The 18,574-nt window shown below is 40.3% G+C and carries 15 protein-coding genes; 6 read left to right on the top strand and 9 right to left on the bottom strand.

The features are described 5' to 3' along the window. Positions 1-445: 445 nt before the first annotated feature. The 6 genes from I6N95_RS16355 to I6N95_RS16380 form a co-directional block, all read right to left on the bottom strand. Complete coding sequence (locus tag I6N95_RS16355; protein WP_209529907.1) at positions 446-1,960, bottom strand: ABC transporter permease/substrate-binding protein; 1,515 nt, start codon at positions 1,958-1,960, stop codon at positions 446-448. Then, positions 1,953-2,924: an ABC transporter ATP-binding protein gene (locus tag I6N95_RS16360; protein ID WP_209529909.1), complete on the bottom strand. Its 972-nt coding sequence runs from the start codon at positions 2,922-2,924 to the stop codon at positions 1,953-1,955. Before I6N95_RS16360 ends, I6N95_RS16355 begins: the two co-directional genes overlap by 8 nt. Before the next feature lie 280 nt (positions 2,925-3,204). Continuing rightward, positions 3,205-4,506, bottom strand: coding sequence for a PTS sugar transporter subunit IIC (locus I6N95_RS16365; protein WP_209529911.1), 1,302 nt, complete (start codon positions 4,504-4,506; stop codon positions 3,205-3,207). Next, positions 4,493-5,977: a glycoside hydrolase family 1 protein gene (locus tag I6N95_RS16370; protein ID WP_209529913.1), complete on the bottom strand. Its 1,485-nt coding sequence runs from the start codon at positions 5,975-5,977 to the stop codon at positions 4,493-4,495. Before I6N95_RS16370 ends, I6N95_RS16365 begins: the two co-directional genes overlap by 14 nt. Before the next feature lie 121 nt (positions 5,978-6,098). After that, positions 6,099-8,000 (bottom strand): BglG family transcription antiterminator, encoded by a 1,902-nt coding sequence (locus I6N95_RS16375; protein ID WP_209529915.1) that lies wholly within the window; start codon positions 7,998-8,000, stop codon positions 6,099-6,101. Positions 8,001-8,160: 160 nt separating this feature from the next. After that, entirely contained in the window at positions 8,161-8,808 is a 648-nt protein-coding gene (locus I6N95_RS16380) for a GntR family transcriptional regulator (protein ID WP_209529917.1), read from the bottom strand. 137 nt (positions 8,809-8,945) lie between these two features. Between I6N95_RS16380 and I6N95_RS16385 the strand changes: the two genes are divergently transcribed. The 5 genes from I6N95_RS16385 (at position 8,946) to I6N95_RS16405 (ending at position 14,648) form a co-directional block, all read left to right on the top strand. Continuing rightward, positions 8,946-9,713 (top strand): dimethylarginine dimethylaminohydrolase family protein, encoded by a 768-nt coding sequence (locus tag I6N95_RS16385; RefSeq protein WP_209529918.1) that lies wholly within the window; start codon positions 8,946-8,948, stop codon positions 9,711-9,713. Between the two features lie 87 nt (positions 9,714-9,800). Further along, the gene (locus I6N95_RS16390; RefSeq protein WP_209529920.1) at positions 9,801-11,207 is read left to right on the top strand and encodes a basic amino acid/polyamine antiporter; all 1,407 of its coding nucleotides are present in this window, start codon (positions 9,801-9,803) and stop codon (positions 11,205-11,207) included. Between the two features lie 28 nt (positions 11,208-11,235). Then, on the top strand, positions 11,236-12,252 hold the full coding sequence (gene argF, locus I6N95_RS16395) for an ornithine carbamoyltransferase (protein ID WP_209529922.1): 1,017 nt from the start codon (positions 11,236-11,238) through the stop codon (positions 12,250-12,252). Between the two features lie 12 nt (positions 12,253-12,264). Further along, the gene (arcC, locus tag I6N95_RS16400) at positions 12,265-13,209 is read left to right on the top strand and encodes a carbamate kinase (protein WP_209529924.1); all 945 of its coding nucleotides are present in this window, start codon (positions 12,265-12,267) and stop codon (positions 13,207-13,209) included. Between the two features lie 248 nt (positions 13,210-13,457). Next, positions 13,458-14,648 (top strand): coenzyme F420-0:L-glutamate ligase, encoded by a 1,191-nt coding sequence (locus I6N95_RS16405; protein ID WP_209529926.1) that lies wholly within the window; start codon positions 13,458-13,460, stop codon positions 14,646-14,648. A 79-nt stretch (positions 14,649-14,727) separates the two neighbouring features. On the opposite strand, the gene I6N95_RS16410 is transcribed toward I6N95_RS16405, so the two are convergent. Both I6N95_RS16410 and I6N95_RS16415 read right to left on the bottom strand, forming a co-directional pair. After that, on the bottom strand, positions 14,728-15,894 hold the full coding sequence (locus I6N95_RS16410; protein ID WP_209529927.1) for a cation diffusion facilitator family transporter: 1,167 nt from the start codon (positions 15,892-15,894) through the stop codon (positions 14,728-14,730). 177 nt (positions 15,895-16,071) lie between these two features. Then, positions 16,072-17,235: an NAD(P)-dependent oxidoreductase gene (locus I6N95_RS16415; RefSeq protein WP_209529929.1), complete on the bottom strand. Its 1,164-nt coding sequence runs from the start codon at positions 17,233-17,235 to the stop codon at positions 16,072-16,074. A gap of 127 nt (positions 17,236-17,362) precedes the next feature. Between I6N95_RS16415 and I6N95_RS16420 the strand changes: the two genes are divergently transcribed. Continuing rightward, positions 17,363-17,992 (top strand): DapH/DapD/GlmU-related protein, encoded by a 630-nt coding sequence (locus I6N95_RS16420; protein WP_209529931.1) that lies wholly within the window; start codon positions 17,363-17,365, stop codon positions 17,990-17,992. Between the two features lie 56 nt (positions 17,993-18,048). On the opposite strand, the gene I6N95_RS16425 is transcribed toward I6N95_RS16420, so the two are convergent. After that, on the bottom strand, positions 18,049-18,573 hold the full coding sequence (locus I6N95_RS16425; RefSeq protein ID WP_209529933.1) for a recombinase family protein: 525 nt from the start codon (positions 18,571-18,573) through the stop codon (positions 18,049-18,051). Between the last annotated feature and the right edge of the window lies 1 nt (position 18,574).

An 18,574-nucleotide genomic window follows, 5' to 3' on the forward strand; every position in this document is an offset into this window, starting at 1 on the left:
AAAAGGAGATGTTAATATGTTCGATCATTTTTTTCAAAATTTAAACGATCTTAGTAGTTTATTATTGTTAGTTTGTTCTTCCTTAGTTATCTCTAACTTGAGAAAAAGAAGGAAAGAACTAAAAATCACTGACCGCATCTTTTATTATGCCTTAAATCTAATTACAACAGCATATTTCGTCAGTTATTTTTTGCTGATGCTTGGCTATCACTAATCAACAGGGGATAACCTGAACATTTAATATCGTTCATTTACATTTAGTTATTTATATCTATCAAAAAATCTAATAATTATCGTTTATGATAGTCATTGGCATTGCTATTATTAGGCGCGATAGACGTTTTAGCTGCTTTATTTACGACTGACGTAGTGCTTGCTTCGTTTATGTAAGTCTTAAATGATTAGTTAGACAAAAAGCAGATCCACTTCTGGATCTGCCTTTTGTTTATTTTGAAAGCAACTGATGTTTCACCAAATAATCGTGTGCAACCTTACTAGGTGCTTCACCATTAACATTGACATCATAATTCATTTCGCTCATCTCTTCTTCAGTAATTTTACTGGCAAGCTGATTGAGAATAGCTGCTAACTCTGGGTATTTTGCCAATGTTTCCTGACGCAGTAATGGCGCCCCTTGATAAGGTGGAAAAAGTTCCTGATCGTCTTGTAATATTTGCAAATCATATTGTTTTAACTCACTATCCGTTGAATAAGCGTCTATGACGTTGACGTCACCATTCTCAATGGCCTGATAGCGTAGAGCTGGCTCCATCGACTTAACGGTCAACTTCAATCCATAAAGACTCTCCAGTCCTTTTAAGCCATCTTGACGATCGATAAATTCCAAAGTAAAGCCCGCTGTCAACTGATTTTGAACCTTTTTCAGATCAGAAATTGACGTCAAATTGTATTCTTCTGCAAATGTCCGCTTGACGGCTACGGCATACGTATTTTGGTAGGCCATTGGGTCTAAAAAGGTGAAGTTATCTTGGTCTTGAATCTCATCCCGAGCTAGCTCATAGACCTCTTTGGGATTATTAGAGTAAGTGACCTCTTTTTTGATAAACGATTCTAAAATCGTTCCGGAAAATTCTGGATAAAGATCAATTTCAGCTGACTTTAAGGCATTGTATAAGAAAGTAGTCTTGCCAAAGTTCTCTTTTAGTTCCACTGAAATATCCGTTTGGTCCTCAATTAACTCTTTGTACATGTTAATTAGAATATCTGGTTCTGAGCCTAATTTCCCGGCAATTGTTAGTTCTTCTCGCTGCCCTATGGAGCTGTAAAAAAAAGTTCCACCTAAAATCAGCATCAAAGCGCCAAAAACGATGGCGATTTTTTTGCCACTGGCTTTTTCTAAATAACGAATGCCAAAGTTAAAAATAACCGCTAGCAAAGCTGATGAAATGGCCCCAATCAAAATCAAGTTAATATTATTGCGATCAATGCCAAGTAGGATAAAGGTTCCTAATCCACCGGCACCAATCAAGGCTGCTAATGTGGCTGTCCCGATGATCATCACCGTGGCCGTCCGAATGCCAGCAATGATCATCGGCAAGGCTAATGGCAATTCCAGTTTGATTAATTTTTGCATCTTGCTCAAACCAAAAGCTTCTGCCGCTTCTTCCAAGGAATCGTCAATTTCAATCAAGCCAGTGTAGCTGCTCTGTAAAATAGGAAAAAGGGCATAAACCACCAATGCCACAATGGCTGGTCCAGAGCCGATTCCAATCAAAGGAATCAACAATCCTAATAAGGCCAATGATGGGATCGTCTGTAAGATACCGGTAATTTGCAAGACGAATTCCGCTACTCTTTGATTATTGGTCAATAAAATCGCCACTGGCAAGGCAATTAACACCGCAATCAGCAAAGAAAAAAGGGAAATCTCCACATGTTCCACTAAGGCTTTTAACAATTCAGCTTGGCGACTGACCAATGTCTCCACAAAATTACTCATCAGCATCTCCTCCTTTTAATCGTAGTTGCAGGAAATGTAACAAATCATCATTGGAGATTGTGCCCAATACCTGTCGATGTTCTACAACGGAGACCACACGATGGGCTTGTATCAGCTCAATTAAATCCACTAATGCCGTATCTGGACTGACACTGACTGTTTCTTCTTGATGAACAAGTGGATTTTGGCTGAAAGCTAAAACATCTGCCACTGTCAATCCACTCAACTCCCCTTCGACTTGACTCTGTTCCTGTTTAAAAAATTCTGCTACAAAGTCATTTTCAGGGTGTTGTTGAATCATCTCTGGTGTATCTATTTGCACAATTTTCCCATTGCGCATCAGGCAGATACGATCGCCAAGGGCGATGGCTTCTTTCATATCATGGGTGACAAAAACGATGGTACTTTTGATTTCCTGATGAATTTCCTTAATTAGGGATTGCAATTGCTGACGAGCAATCGGGTCCAGAGCACTGAAAGGCTCATCCATTAAAATAACATCTGGTTTAGCTGCAATCGCCCGCAAGATTCCCACACGTTGCTGTTCACCACCTGATAATTCAGCCGGTTTTCGTTTTAAATAAGTGTCTGGCTCCAAATTAACTAAGGCTAATAACTCCCGAGCCCGTTCTTCTCGTTTTAAACGGGGCCACTTTTTCAACTCAGGAATCAATTCAATGTTTTCCTGAACTGTTAAATTAGGGAACAGGGCAATTTGTTGTAGCACATAGCCAATGGACTGGCGCAATTCTCTGATGTTGTAATCACTTAGCTTCTTCTGATGAAGGTAAATATGCCCCTCTGAAGGATCTATCAAACGATTAATCATTTTCAGCGTGGTGGTTTTGCCACTGCCACTTGGGCCTACCAACACAAAAAATTCCCCTTCTTCAACTGTCAAACTGATGTTATCAAGAACCGTTTGCTGTTGATAACGCTTCGAGACATTCTTAAATTCAAGCAAAGAACCACCTCGTTTTCAAATTTTGTGAAAAGAAGAAACCAGAAACTTTCTTGGTTTTCTGGTTCTTTTCATTAATGAATGCTTATCATACATTTTTTCAAAAATAAGCATTAGTTGCAAACAATTCGACTTATCTTTTACTCATTGCTCCAAATAAGATATATTTAATTATAGCGAACGTACGTTCTTTTTGTCAAGGTGAATTTATTAAAATGAAACAAGAAACGATCACTAACACATAAAAAGCTCTCTAAAACATTGCTGCTTTAGAGAGCTTCCATTAATCTTTTTCAATTGATTCATTTTCTTTAGCAACTAATTGTCGATCATAAATTTTTAAGAAGGGGTAATACATTAAGGCATTGACGACTGTTAAGCCCACAATAATCACAATTGATTTAACATCTAAAGTCGAGAAGAACCCACCAATTAGGGAAGGCATGTTCCATGATAACATCGAAAACGTCCGGTCTAAGAGGCCGATTTTCGTCAGCACATAGGCGACAATTGCATTAAAGGTTGGTGCGCAAATAAAAGGAATAAAGAACAGTGGATTCAACATCAATGGGATGCCGAAAATCAATGGTTCGGAAATCCCAAAGAATGACGGTAAAATCCCGATTCGTCCTAACACTTTCAACTGTTTTGACTTAGCAAATAGTAAAAAGAACGCTAAGCCTAAAACTGCTCCTGAACCACCAATCACGATAAAATAGACATAGAAAGGGGTCGTGAAAATATGAGGCAATGTTTCCCCTGCCACCTGTGCTGTGGCATTAATCGATAAGTTGCCATCTCTCAAAGGGCCAACAATTCCTGATAAAGCCGCATCATGTAAGCCAAAGAACCAAAAAATATGTGTAATAACCGTGATAAAAATAACCGATGGTAAACTATCTGCGGCATGAAGAGCCGGTGTTAACAACTGGAATAAGAATTTTGGAAATGGAGTGCCAATTTTATGGAAAACAATAAAAATCACCCCATAGAGTCCAATTAAAACCATCCCCGGAACTAACGAAGCAAACACTTCTGATAAACTAGCAGGGACACTATCTGGCATTTTAATCCTACCAAAATTTTTCCGTTTCATTAAAGCATAAAGTTCTGATGTTAAAAACGCAATTAGTAACGCTGGGATGATTCCCTTGCCATCGATATACGTAAAATCTAATGTTTTGGCTGCATAGCCTAATTCTACTGGAACTGTCGCTACTAGCATAAAACCTAAGGTCGCAAACATCATCGGGATAAAGGTTTCCAGTTGATAGTATTTACATAAAAAGTGAGTCACGCCCATGCAAATATATAAAGACATTGCTCCCAAGGTAAAAGCGTAAAGCCAAGAAAAAATCAGCTCGTTTGACGCCACCCAATCCGCCCAGCCTAATAAAAATTTATTAGTGGTCGTTTCTGTAATCGGCGGGGATTTTAAGATGGCAACCACCCCTCCAGTTAAGTTGATTGGTAACAAGGTAATAAACGCATCGCGAATGGCCGATAAATGCCGCTGAGTCCCCATTTTATTTGCTAATGGCATCATCTTGTTTTCTACAGCTTCCCCAATACTATGAAAAGACATCCTCATCACGCTCTTTCTCATTAGTTTCTTCATTTATGATAGTTAACATACTGAAATAATCTTGACGATATTGGCGGGTTGCTTCAATCGTCTCACCATTCGACTGACAGACAGCTTTGTACCAATAATAAGAGGCTTTAGGTTTACGTTGTCGGTCTTGATCAAAATCTAAAGCAACTAACCCATAACGCTTTTCACTACCATTTTTCCAAGAATACAAATCCATCGTTGACCAAACGTAATAGCCGCGAACATCAGCCCCATCTGCCATACTTCGTTTAATGGCATCAATGTGATCATTTAAAAAATCAATACGGAACTGATCGTTAATCACCTCGCCTGAAACATCTTCATAGGCTCCAACCCCATTTTCCGTGATATAAATCGGCACGCCATATTTTTTATGAGCCATTAAGATTCCTTCATAAAGTCCTTGAGGGTAAATCTCAGTATCCCAAGGAGTAAATTCTGAATTTGCGTGATCCCAAACTTGTTCAAACCATTCACGGACAACGACTTTGCTACTCCCTTGCCCTGAAGCTCCGCTATTATTAATTGCCAAAATAGTTTCACCAGTTTCATAAGGAGCGATCAACACTCTTGCGTAATAATTAAGTCCGACAAAATCGACCGTATTTTGCTTAATCGTCTTTAATTCTTCCGGTAAAATGAAACTTAAATCAAAGCCTTGGCCTGCCAGTTTTGCTAGCATATCTTGAGGAATTTCTCCTAATATTGCCGTATCTAAAATCCAGTTGTTGTAGTAATTATCAGCATCACGCATAGCTTGACGGGTTTCAGGGCGATCATCGACACCGTAAATCGGGCCATAACTATGGACAATGCCGATTTCACCTGGCATTGCTAATGCCTTAAATCGCTTGACTGCTTCAGCATTTGCCAACATCATATTGTAAGAGGCACTAATCGTTTGTTGAGGATTGTGCACTCCTGGTGGGTAGTTCCCAATAAAATATCCGCTAAACACATAGTAACGAGGTTCGTTAAAGGTCGTCCAGTATTTAACTTTTTGACCATATTCTTTAAAAACTAAGTCGCACAATGTAACATAGGCCTCAATTGTTTCCTTTGATAGCCAACCTCCTCGCTGTTCAAGATAATCGGGCAAATCCCAATGAAAAATCGTAATAAAGGGCTCAATGCCATTAGCTAAACACTCGTCAATCAAGCGGTGATAAAAATCCACGCCTTTAGGATTAATCGTTCCGGCTAAATCTGTTATTAAACGCGGCCATGATAGTGAAAATCGGTAAGTATTGTGGCCCCCTTCTTTCATCAATTGAATGTCTTCTTTAAATCGATGGTAATGGTCAGATGCAATGTCACCGTTTTCTAAATGATTGTCATGTAAATAGGTATCCCACAGCGACGGCACACGCCCATCTTCATTCCATGCGCCTTCACACTGATAAGACGCTGTCGCACTTCCCCATAAAAAATTAGTTGTCATCTTCTCTTCCTCCTCTTACTGCTATCTTAAGCTGACTGACTCCCAAAGAAAACTATTCTTTTGCCACAGCATGTGGCAAGAAAATAATCCAAGCAATAAGTTAAGGCCTTATTGCTTGGATTTAGTCTAACAGTTTGATTAAGCCTTCCTTTAAGCCAGAGGCATCACCGGAAAAAGTCTCTCTCACTTTTAAACGGCTATCCAACAAAGAAAAGACCGTTAGGAAAAGCAACTGCAACAGACGATTCGCATCATCATCAGCCCCCATCATCGGTAACAAGAGCCACTTAATTTCTTTTTTTTGATGGTAAATAGGTTGTTTGAAGGTCGCTACTAATAAGCGGGCTTCACCACTTCTTTTCTCTAGTCGAGGAATGGCAATACCATTATCCAAAACGGTTGAAAAAAGCTGATCTCGCTCAAGCAACTCACGCACAAAAGTGATTTTGTCTGAGACCCCATGATGCTGAGCTAATGTTTCAAGGGCTGCTTGATAGCTATCAACTTCTAAGCCATCGAAAATGTTTTGGTCAATAATAAAACGCTCAACACTTTGAACAATCGTCAACTTACGCTTCTCATCAAAATACTGCTCAATGCGCTTTTGGTCACTGAATGTAAAGTAATTTGTAATCCTGAAGGTTTTTATCTCAAAAGGCACAATCAGATAATCCGTCGTCAATAATAATTTCGCTTGATAATCCGCCATTTCCTTCAGATTGATCGCATTAAAATAACGAACATCCCTGACTTGATTTTGATACATGTTTCTAACTTTCGCCTCGATTAATTGGCTATTGGCATAGCCACTGCTACAAAAAATAGCCACGTTCATCTTTGGCAGCACTCGCCAGTAATCAATTCGTTCCAAAGCGGCTACTAATAAAAAGGTGATGGCAATGATGCCCTGAGAAGGAATTCGCTCTTGGGTTTCCTTTTGGTAGTGGCCCGCAATAAAACAGGCTAGATCAATTACAAAAGGATATTTTAACTGCAAAGCATCATAGGACTGATAACTTCGTTGATACTTCAGCCCTTGGCGAATATGGGTATCTTCTATTTCATAACGCAACGCAAGGAAAAAGTCTGAATCGTTTTGAAAATCAATGGCAAACTGTTCATTGATTAGGCGAATGACTTTTTTAGTAAATTGATGATAGGGATTTTTCCGATAGACTGAACTTTCCATCAGCGGTCGATTCAGATAAAACCGCGAGCGGTAAGCAATGATTAATTGACTAATTGACACCAGCTCATCAAAGGAATAAGTTATCGCGAAAGCCTCGCCTAACTCGCGACCAAAGGCAATACTTTGCTCCAATTCAGCTAAATACAGACTAATCTTAAATTCTGGTTGGCTATCGATAGCCTTGTTCTCTTGCATGCGAGTGATTTGAATCATCAGCGATAACAGAAATGACATATAATGATAATCAGTAAAATAAATCTGATGAGCTTCAATCACTTTATGTAAACAATCATCGGCTCGTTTTAGTTCACCTGTTGCAAAATGTTGTTGATAGCTATCTCTCACATTACGATAGTCATTGCTATAAAGTAAAAACTTAACTAGCACTTCACGAATAGCTTCTTCATTAGCAATTAGACTCAATTGATTGGCTTGCCGTTCAATTGTCGCTGAGACTTGTTCCAATTCAAAAAAATCACGTAGATTTTGTAACTCTTTATCTAGGGTTCCTTCACTAATAAACAGCTCATCTAAAATCTCGTAATAATTAACGAAGGCTGACTGACTGAGTTTCATTAAAATGTCAGATTGGCGTTTTAGCCGCTCTGAAATAAGCGGTTCATTAACAAATTGTTTAGCTTTAGAGCGAGTCTCTTGTGCTAGACGATAACCAAATTTTGGGGACGAATTAACGATAATTCCATATGACTCAAGATTACCAACTAAATTGCGAACTGTCCGTGAACTAATATCTAAGCCCTCAGCCAATTTATGGCCACTAATTCCTTGAGGATGATTAATCAATATCTCCACTAATTTGACCAACGTATCCATGCCTCTTCCCCCTTGAGTATTTCATTGACGTTAGCATATCCAAAAAAAACTTAGAATGCAAGTACCTCCTTTCATCCATTATCTGAAACAAAAAGCATTTAACACAGACTTTTCACTGAAAGTTGTGACAAATGCTTCCTTTGATTAAATTAAACGATTCTTACCAGATATCGTATTTTGCCCGTTCACCACACCAATGAACGTCTTCTATGAATTGCCGTAGCTTCATTGCTTCTTTCTTTTTTAACAATGCTAAAATTTCTTGATGTTCCTCATTGGTTTCATGTAAGGTTGCTTGAATTGCCGCACCAGGAATATTTTTATACGTCGTCCCTAAAAATGATTGTTTATACTTCTCCAACGCTGTAATCAAAGACTGATTGCCACATTTTGCCGTATAGACTTGATGAAATTGCAGTTGCAATTCATTGTATTTTGTATACAATTTGTTGTTTATAGATGATTTCATGGCATCAATTAAAAATTGCATCGTTGAAAAATCTTCTTCTGTTAGTTGAGGTAAAGACAATTCTGCCGCCTTTCCATCTAAGACACCAATCAATTGATAGATTTCCATGACTTCTTCTTGAGACAACTTTTTAATTCGGAAACCTTTGCGAGGGGTGTGTTCAAGAACACCATCAGCTGCTAATTGAAACAAGGCTTCCCTGACTGGCGTTCGACTAATAGTCAGTTTATCCGTGATATACTGTTCCGTTAAGCGTCCATTATATTCAAGATTGCCCTGACTAATTTCACTGGAGATAAAATTATAAATATGTTGTTTTTGTGATATAAACTCTTCCATTACTTTGCTCCTTCTTATATTATCTACATCTAGTATAACACTTAACCGAAAGAAAAAACATCGCTTACAAAAACATATTGACAATCGGCTGACTAAAATTGTATACTATATACAATAATAAGAAAGAAGGTAAAAATATGTTTAAAAATGTCATTGTCAGAGTTCCTTCTCCAAGTATTTCTGAAGGGCTTACTAGTGCGGATTTAGGGCAACCGGTTTATGAAAAAGCCTTAGTTCAACACGAAAACTATGTAAGCGCTCTAACGAAAGCAGGCGTTAATGTTACCGTGTTGGAACCTAAAAACGAATTTCCCGATGCTTGTTTTGTGGAAGATGTTGCCCTTTGTACGAGTAAGTGTGCCATCATTACCCGTCCTGGTGCAGAGACTCGTCGAGCAGAAGCAGAATTAAGTGACATGCATGATGCCTTGAATAAATTCTATGACCATGTGGAACAAATTGAAGCCCCAGGAACTGTCGAAGCAGGTGACATTATGATGGTTGGCGATCACTTTTACATCGGTGAATCCGCCCGAACCAACCGCGTCGGCGCTGAACAAATGATTGCTATTTTAGAAAAGCATGGCTTAACAGGTTCGATTGTGACACTAAAAGAAGTGCTACACTTAAAAACGGGTTTGGCTTATTTAGAAAACAATAACTTGTTAGTCGCTGGAGAATTTATTGACGATCCTGAATTTGCTAAATTTAACCGGATTGAAGTGCCTGAAGATGAAGCATACGGCGCTAACTGCATTTGGGTCAATGATCATGTCTTAGTGCCTGAAGGCTATCCCACGATTCAGAAGAAAATTGAAGAGCTGGGTTACGATGTTATTTTAGTCGATACGTCAGAATTCAGAAAAATTGACGGCGGCCTAAGTTGCTTGTCTCTTAGATTTTAATCCCACTCCTAAGCACCTCTCTTGAGAGTGGTGCTTCTCTTTTGATGCGAAGAACCCTTGACGAGAATCGTTTGGAGGATTAAATAAATGGAATCTACAGAAAAAAAGTTAAACCTTGTATCATTAATCGGCATCATTATTAGTGCCATTATCGGGGCCGGTATTTTCAACTTAATGTCGGATATGGCTCAAACGGCTTCCGCCGGGGCCACGATTATTGGCTGGCTAGTTGCCGGTGTTGGCATGGGCTCCTTAGCCTTTTGCATGCAAAACTTAAACAGCAAACGCCCCGATTTAGACGCTGGCATCTTTAGTTATGCTAAGACGGGCTTTGGCGATTATATGGGATTTAATTCCATCTGGGGCTATTGGATTTCCGTCATTTTAGGTAATGTCGCCTTTGGTACCTTGTTATTCAGTGCGATTGGGTATTTTTTTCCAATCTTTGCTGGTGGTCAAAATATGCCTTCAATCATCGGGGCGTCCCTCCTTTTATGGGTGATGCATTTGATGATTTGCCGCGGATTAGACAAAGCCTCTTTTATTAATAATTTGGTGATGATGGCTAAATTAGTTCCCTTAGTTATCTTTTTAGTCTGTGTCATCGGCGGCTTTAAGACAGGGATTTTCACCGATGATTTTTGGGGAACCTTAAGTGGCAATTTTAGTTTTGGCGAGGTGATGTCCCAAGTTAAAGGAACGATGCTAATCACCGTGTGGGTGTTTATCGGGATTGAAGGGGCGGTGGTTTTTTCAGGACGTGCTAAAAAGCGAAGCGATGTGGGCAAAGCCACCCTATTGGGATTTGCTGCCGTGACCTTAATTTACATGTCTGTCACGGTGTTATCCTTTGGGATTATGAGTCAAGCTGAATTAAAGGGCTTGGATCGCCCAGCTATGGCCTTTGTTCTTGAGCGGGTAATCGGCAAGCCAGGAGCCATCATCGTTAACCTCGGGGTGATTATTTCCATTTTTGGCGCTTGGATTGCCAATACCCTTTTGGCAGAGGAAGTGGCCTTCCAAGCCGCTAAGGATCAGCTTTTTCCGAAGTTTTTCCTAAAAGAAAATCAAAATGGCATGCCGATTAATTCGCTGTTTATCACCAATTTTATCGTACAACTCTTTCTACTATCGTTTCTAATAACCGATCAGGCATACACCTTAATGGCGTCACTGGCTTCCTCGACAGTTTTATTGCCTTATGCCTTTGTTGCACTCTATCAAGTCAAGTACACCATACAAGGGGAACGTCAACCTGATTTCGCGCGAAATATCGTGATTGGGATTGTGTCAACGCTCTATATTCTTTGGCTGGCTTATGCTTCGGGGGTATGGTATCTCTTGCTAACGGTCATGCTATTTTTCCCAGGGACACTGCTCTTCGCCTACGTTCAGCGTTCCTATCAGACAACCATTTTTCTTAATTACGAAAAGGTCATCGCAGGCTTATTAGGTGTCGCCTTTGTGATCTGTTTTATCCAACTGGTTCGTTAATCATTTAATCAAGAAAGGACATCACATGATGAAAACATCTATTTTCCAAGGAAAAAGTTTTATTGCTGAAAAGGACTTTTCCCAAGCAGAGCTTCAATACTTAATCGACTTTTCAGCTCATTTGAAAGCATTAAAAAAAGCAGGCATCTCCCATCGTTACCTTGAAGGCAAGAACATCGCCTTACTTTTTGAAAAAAATTCAACCCGCACACGGGCGGCCTTTACGACAGCAGCCATTGATTTAGGCGCCCATCCAGAATTTTTAGGTCAAAATGACATTCAACTTGGAAAAAAAGAATCGGTGGAAGACACGGCGAAAGTTTTAGGTAGCATGTTCGACGGCATCGAATTTCGCGGGTTCAGTCAAAAGACAGTAGAAAGCCTAGCAAAGCATGCCGGCGTTCCTGTTTGGAATGGTCTAACCGATGAATGGCATCCCACACAAATGATTGCGGATTTTCTAACCGTTCAAGAAACCTTTGGCTATTTAAAAGGGCTGAATGTGGTTTATGTCGGCGATGGGCGCAATAATGTGGCCAATTCACTATTAGTGACAGGTGCTATTCTCGGGGTCAATATGCGCATTGTCACTCCCCACTCCCTTTTCCCTGAGGAATCCCTTGTGACATTAGCCCAAACCTACGCCAATGAATCTGGCGCGACGATTCAGATTACTGATGACGTCCCAGAAGGTGTTAAAGATGCCGACGTGCTTTATACCGATGTCTGGGTATCGATGGGTGAGGAAGATAAATTCGCGGAGCGAATTGACCTGCTAGCGCCTTATCAAATCAACCGGACAATGCTTGAACTAACGAGCAATAAACAGGTGATTGTCCTCCATTGCTTACCAGCTTTTCACGATACCGAAACTGAATATGGTCGAGAGATTGCCGAACGGTTTAATATTAGTGAAATGGAGATTACCGATGAGGTCTTTCGCAGTCACCATGGTCGTCAATTTGAGCAGGCAGAAAATCGGATGCATTCAATCAAAGCGATCATGGCAGCGACCTTAGGCAATCTTTTCATTCCACGTGCTTAGAAAGGACCTCTCATGAAAAAAGAAAAAGTAGTCGTGGCACTTGGCGGCAATGCGATCTTATCCACAGAAGCAACCGCTAGGGCCCAACAAGCAGCCTTAAGGGAGACAGCTGAACAATTGATAGCCTTCGTCGAAAAAGACGTTGATTTGATTATCTCTCACGGTAACGGCCCTCAAGTCGGCAATTTATTATTGCAACAAGCAGCGGCAGACAGCGTTAAAAACCCTGCCATGCCTCTTGACACCTGCGTTGGCATGACTCAAGGGTCAATTGGTTATTGGTTACAACAAGCCCTTTACAACGCATTAGAACCACTAAAAAGCAATAAACAGGTGGTCACATTAATCACCCAAGTCGTGGTTGACCAAAAGGATCCTTCTTTCCAACAACCAACGAAACCGATTGGTCCATTTTATACTGAGAAAGAAGCTCAAGATATCATGGCAACTTCAAGCAATCTCATGGTGGAGGATGCGGGACGTGGATGGCGCAAAGTTGTGCCCTCTCCTAAACCGCTAGCCATTGTGGAAGCACAAACGATCAATCAATTGGTAAGTCAGGGAACGATTGTCATTGCAGCCGGTGGTGGTGGCATTCCAGTTATTAAAACAAAGGGCGGTTATCGCGGATGTGAAGCTGTTATCGACAAAGATTTGGCTTCAGAAAAATTAGCTGAACTGGTAGAAGCGGACACGATGATTTTTTTAACCGGCGTCAATCATGTCTGCCTCAATTTTAACACCCCTGCTGAGATTGCCTTAGGGACCGTCACCGTCTCACAAATCAAAGGCTATCTAAATGACGGACAGTTCGCTGCTGGCAGCATGTTGCCTAAAGTCGAAGCCGCCATTGCCTTTGTTGAGTCCCATCCTGCTGGTAAGGCCATCATCAGTTCTTTAGCGAATATCCATGATGTTATTCGTAACGGTAGCGGAACTATTATTGTTGCCGATTAATCTCCATTAGCTCTTAAAGTGAGAAGTCTTGATCACCATGACCTCTCACTTTTTTCGTGCAGCCGCCCCTTCTCCCAACATTAACATTCCCGCAATTTTCCCTCTGATTTGTTTTACTTCCACCCCTATTATAGGGTATAGTAAAGAGGCGAAATAAAGTGATGGTTGACCAGTCTTGTCACCCACACTAAGAAGAATTCATGACTTACGAACAAAAGAAAAGTCATTGGATAAAAGGAGAGAATCAATTGGAAAGAACCGTAGGAACAACTGTCCGTGGTCTTCGCGGCCCAATTATTAACCAGGGAGATAAATTAGAGGAAATCATCGTTGAGACTGTCTTAAATGCAGCCAAAGCGGAATCATTTAAGATTGAAGATCAAGATATTGTCACTATTACTGAATCAATCGTTGCCCGAGCTCAAGGAAATTATGCGACAGTCGACCATATTGCCACTGATGTGCAGGCTAAATTCGGTGATGATACTGTGGGGATTATTTTCCCAATTCTCAGTCGTAATCGTTTTTCAATCTGTTTACGGGGGATGGCTCGTGGCTTAAAAAAAGTCGTCTTAATGTTGAGCTACCCTTCTGATGAAGTTGGCAACCACTTGGTCGATATTGATGAGTTAGATGAAAAAGGGGTCAATCCTTGGACCGATGTCTTAACAGAGGCTGAGTTTCGTGAACATTTTGGGTATAAAAAACACACATTTACAGGTGTTGATTACATTGATTACTACAAATCATTAATCGAAGCAGAAGGCGCAACCTGTGAAGTTATTTTTTCCAACAACGCTAAAACTATTTTAGACTACACAAAAAATGTCTTAACTTGTGATATTCATACCCGCTTCCGCACTAAGCGAACGTTAGTGGCTAATGGGGCAGAGAAGGTTTATTCCATGGATGATATTTTGAGTCAATCCATTGATGGCAGTGGCTTTAATGAAGCTTATGGCTTACTAGGTTCCAATAAATCAACGGAAGACAGCATCAAACTATTTCCAAATAACTGTCAGCCTTTAGTCGATGGTATTCAAGCTAAACTTAAGGAGCTGACTGGCAAAGAGGTAGAAGTTATGGTCTACGGTGATGGGGCCTTTAAAGATCCTGTTGGTAAAATTTGGGAACTGGCTGATCCTGTTGTTTCCCCAGCTTTCACAGTAGGGCTTGAAGGCACGCCTAATGAAGTTAAATTGAAGTATTTAGCGGATAATAACTTTGCTGATTTGCGTGGTGATGAATTAAAACAAGCCATCTCCGACTACATCATAAACAAAGACGAAGACTTAGTTGGTGCAATGGAAGCGCAAGGAACAACGCCTCGTCGCCTAACTGATTTAATCGGTTCACTCTCTGATTTAACTTCTGGTAGTGGTGATAAAGGAACACCCTTTGTCTACATCAAGGGCTATTTTGATAACTACACGAAATAATAAAACCCTCCTCACTTTAATTAAGTGGGGAGGATTTTTTTGGGGGTCTTCTCAACCAACCTATCGTCTAGTGCAACTCTCACAATAGGTAAGTGTGATCAAAGGTGATTTTGACTTTATAATTACCAATTTTTTCCAAAGTTTTCCTTTGGATCTCGTCAGTAATTTCCTTTTCTGAGAGTTTAAATTTTGCTGGTACCACTAAATCAAAGAGGATCATTTCATCCTCACCATGCTTCAGCGTTCGAATATCATGAACTTTAAGCTCTGCTTCAATCGATTTCACCATCTTTTTGATTTCTTGATGAATCAATTGTTGAGTCTGATCGTATAAGTTAACTGGGTCAATATGGCAGACTAAATCAACACCTAGTTGTTTTCTAAATTTGTATTCAATTTCATCGATTCGTTCATGAGCCATGGTTAAATTCCAACGATCGTCGATTTCAATATGGACTGAAGCAAATGTTTTATTGGGACCATACTGATGAATCAGAAGATCGTGATACCCTACAATCTCCGGCACAGCCGATAAATAGTCCTTCATTAAGTCAATTTGCCCTTGATCTGGCCGCAATCCCATCAATTCGTCAATAAATTCCCGAATCAACTGAAGCCCGCTATAAATAATGTAGCAGGCAATCAACAATCCCACATAACCATCAATTCGCAAGCCGGTCGCGCCTTCAATCCCTGCTGAAACCAAGACTGTTATGGTTGTATACACATCATTAAAGCTGTCTTTTGAGGCAGCCACTAAGGTATTAGAATTAATTTTTTTGGACACGCGCTGATAAAAGACACCTTGCCAGACTTTAATTAAAATGGATAAGACTAAAATAATTAAGACAATCGGGGTTACACTGACACTTTGAGGTTCTCTAATGCGCTCAATTGAGGTCGAAAAAAATTGAAAGCCCACGAACGTAATTAGGACAGAGACCATCATGCCGCTAATATATTCAAAACGTTCGTGGCCATATGGGTGTTCCTTGTCTGCTGGCTTGCCTGATATATAAAAGCCGACAAGGGTTAAGATTGAAGAAACGGTATCTGACAGATTATTCATGGCGTCAGCCATAATGGACACACTTCCTGACAGAATCCCTATTAGTAATTTACTGACAAATAATAACAGATTTGAAACTAAGCCTACTTTCCCTGCAAAGGAACCAAAAGCCGATCTCAAATCTGTCTTTTTTTTCTGTTGTGATGTTTCAAACCTGTTAATCAAAAAATTTATCATCCATTATCCCTACTAACTTTTTAGAGTATAAATGCTACTATATGATTTTGAGAGAGATTTGTACAGTCCAAGGACTCTTTTTTTAGCGACTTCTTATTATTTAGAAAACCCCAATCCAGTTAATCCTTCCGCCTTTTTTTATTGTTAGGAGCCCCTGAAACAGCAAGTCCCCCATGGCTATTTAATCCCCACAGGTTTCGTCAACAGTCTGACCCGTCTCACTGGCACTAATTCCGTCATCTCAACCAATGCTTTTTCAATCTTCTCCTGATTAATCGTGTCCAAGTCAATCATGGTATAGACATTGCCATTTTTTCGATTGCTGCTCATATCACCAATTTCTAACTCGTACTGGGCTAATATTGCCACGATTTCAGCCCAGATGCCTTTGCTATCTTGGTAAAAAAGCGTCAAGCGATAGGGAGCTTGAAAAAGTAAGCGAGCATTGGGATAATTCACTGAGTCACGAACTGTGCCATACAATAAGAAATTGCGTAAATGACGACTGGCCATTTGTTCACCATCTTTAATCGCTTCATGAGTATTGCCACCAATATGGGGCAACATGATAATCTTGTCATGACCAATAAATTCTGCTTGAGGGAAATCGGTGATATACTGGGCAATCTTTCCCTGATCAATGGCCGCTAGTAGGGCTTGATTGTCCACAATCTGATCTCGACCAAAATTGAGCAAACAAGTTCCGCTCTTCATTAAGTTAAAGGCCTTATCATTTAACAAGTGGTTGGTTTCAGCTGTCAGTGGCAATAAGATCACAATAAAATCCGACTGTTTTAAGAGTTCTGTTAAAGCAACTTGAGTTAAAAAAGAGAGATCATGGGGGCTTCTGGCGTACCCTAACACGTCCATCCCCAACTCATAACAGATCCGCCCCACTTGTTTGCCAATTGATCCCAGACCTAATATACCCACGGTTTTCCCTTGTAGTTCATGACCGATTAACTTTTCTCGGATAGCCTCTGATTCGGCTAAAATATGGGAGCCTCTTAGTTCCTTCACTTGTTTGACAGCTGTAAAAATTGGCCTCACGGCTATTAATAAACTGGCCACCACCAACTCTTTCACCGCGTTGGCGTTAGTTCCCGGTGTATTTAAGACAACTGTCCCGTTTTCGGTACATTTTTCAACGTTGATAGTATTGACCCCTACACCTACTCGTGATATAGCCAATAAGTCACGAGTAATCTGCTGATCCGCAACGATTGAACTGCGAACCATCATGCCGTTGGGGCGCTCTGTTTGTTCTATAAAATAACTATCTTGAGACAACGCTCTGGTTGATTCTGGGGTAAAATTATCCATTAGTTGAATCTTATACATGATAGACGCCCTCCTTTAGTCACTACAATAAGTATCCCACTTATCACAAAAAATGAAAAGAATCTTACTCTTTGCCAAACATAACAAAATCAATTACACTAAAGAAAATAAGTTGGGAGGGATTTTTATGCATCTGGAAACAACTCATTTATTTCCCGACAAACCGGTCATCGGCCGAAATAGTCAAGTTCAAAGGACGACCTTTGGTAGTTATGTCGAATTAGGTGAAAGTAATTTTGTTGACCATGCCACGATCGGCGACTATAGCTATACAGGTCAATTTTGTTTTATTCAAAATACGAAAATTTCTCAGTTTGTCAGTATTGCGGCCATGGTGCGAATCGGGCCAACCAATCACCCTTATGACCGCCCTTCACAACACATGTTTGCTTATAATGGAACTGGCTATGGCTTTCCAAATAAAGACCAATCTTATTTGGAAACTCGCCAACATAACTGGGCCATCATCGGACCAGATGTCTGGATTGGGCATGGAGCGATTATTCAAGCTGGCATTACCGTCGGTACAGGGGCTGTCATCGGTGCAGGAGCCGTTGTCACCAAAGATGTGGCACCTTATACCATTGTGGGCGGCGTGCCTGCTAAGGTCCTGAAAGATCGGTTTCCTGATCCGTTAAAAGAACAGCTACTAGCTATCGCCTGGTGGGAATGGGACCGTTCAACATTAGAAACCCGTCATCCAGATTTTTCATTACCGATTGAAGAATTTGTCGCCAAATGGCAGCCATCAGCGTAAATTTTTTTAGCAAAGCAAAAAGACTAACTAGCCTTATCTCGCTAGTTAGTCTTTTATTATTTGGCTTCTTTTTCCATCATTAAATACTTGTGGACCGTTCCAATTGAGACCTCACAGAGTGCCGCAACCTCTCGAATACTTCGCCCTTGCTTATTGTACAAAAAGTAAATTTGCTTGACAATTGACTGATCGATGGTCGGGCGACCAATCGCTTTACCATTTCTTCTAGCAGTTGACACCGCTTCTTGCGTTCGACGAGACAACACAGCTTTTTCTAAAACGGCAATATCAAACAAACTCTTAATAAAAGTATCGTCATCTAACGTCGGTAATAATTGGCGTTCAACAAAGGAAACTTTCGTTTCATGTTCAATGACCTTTGTCAGAAAAGGCAGTAATTGCACGATTTGCATTCTTAAATCCTCGATACTATAGAAGATGATTTCTTGTTGAGAATGGTCATTAACTAGCGTTAATAACTGCTCGGCAATTGGTGTGGTCTTTGTTTCAAGCATTACAATATCGCAGAAACTAGCCATTTGAGATGCCTTCCCTGCATTTCTAATAAATCCTATTTTCATC

The organism is Vagococcus allomyrinae (assembly GCF_017829975.1).
GTDB lineage: Bacteria > Bacillota > Bacilli > Lactobacillales > Vagococcaceae > Vagococcus_D > Vagococcus_D allomyrinae.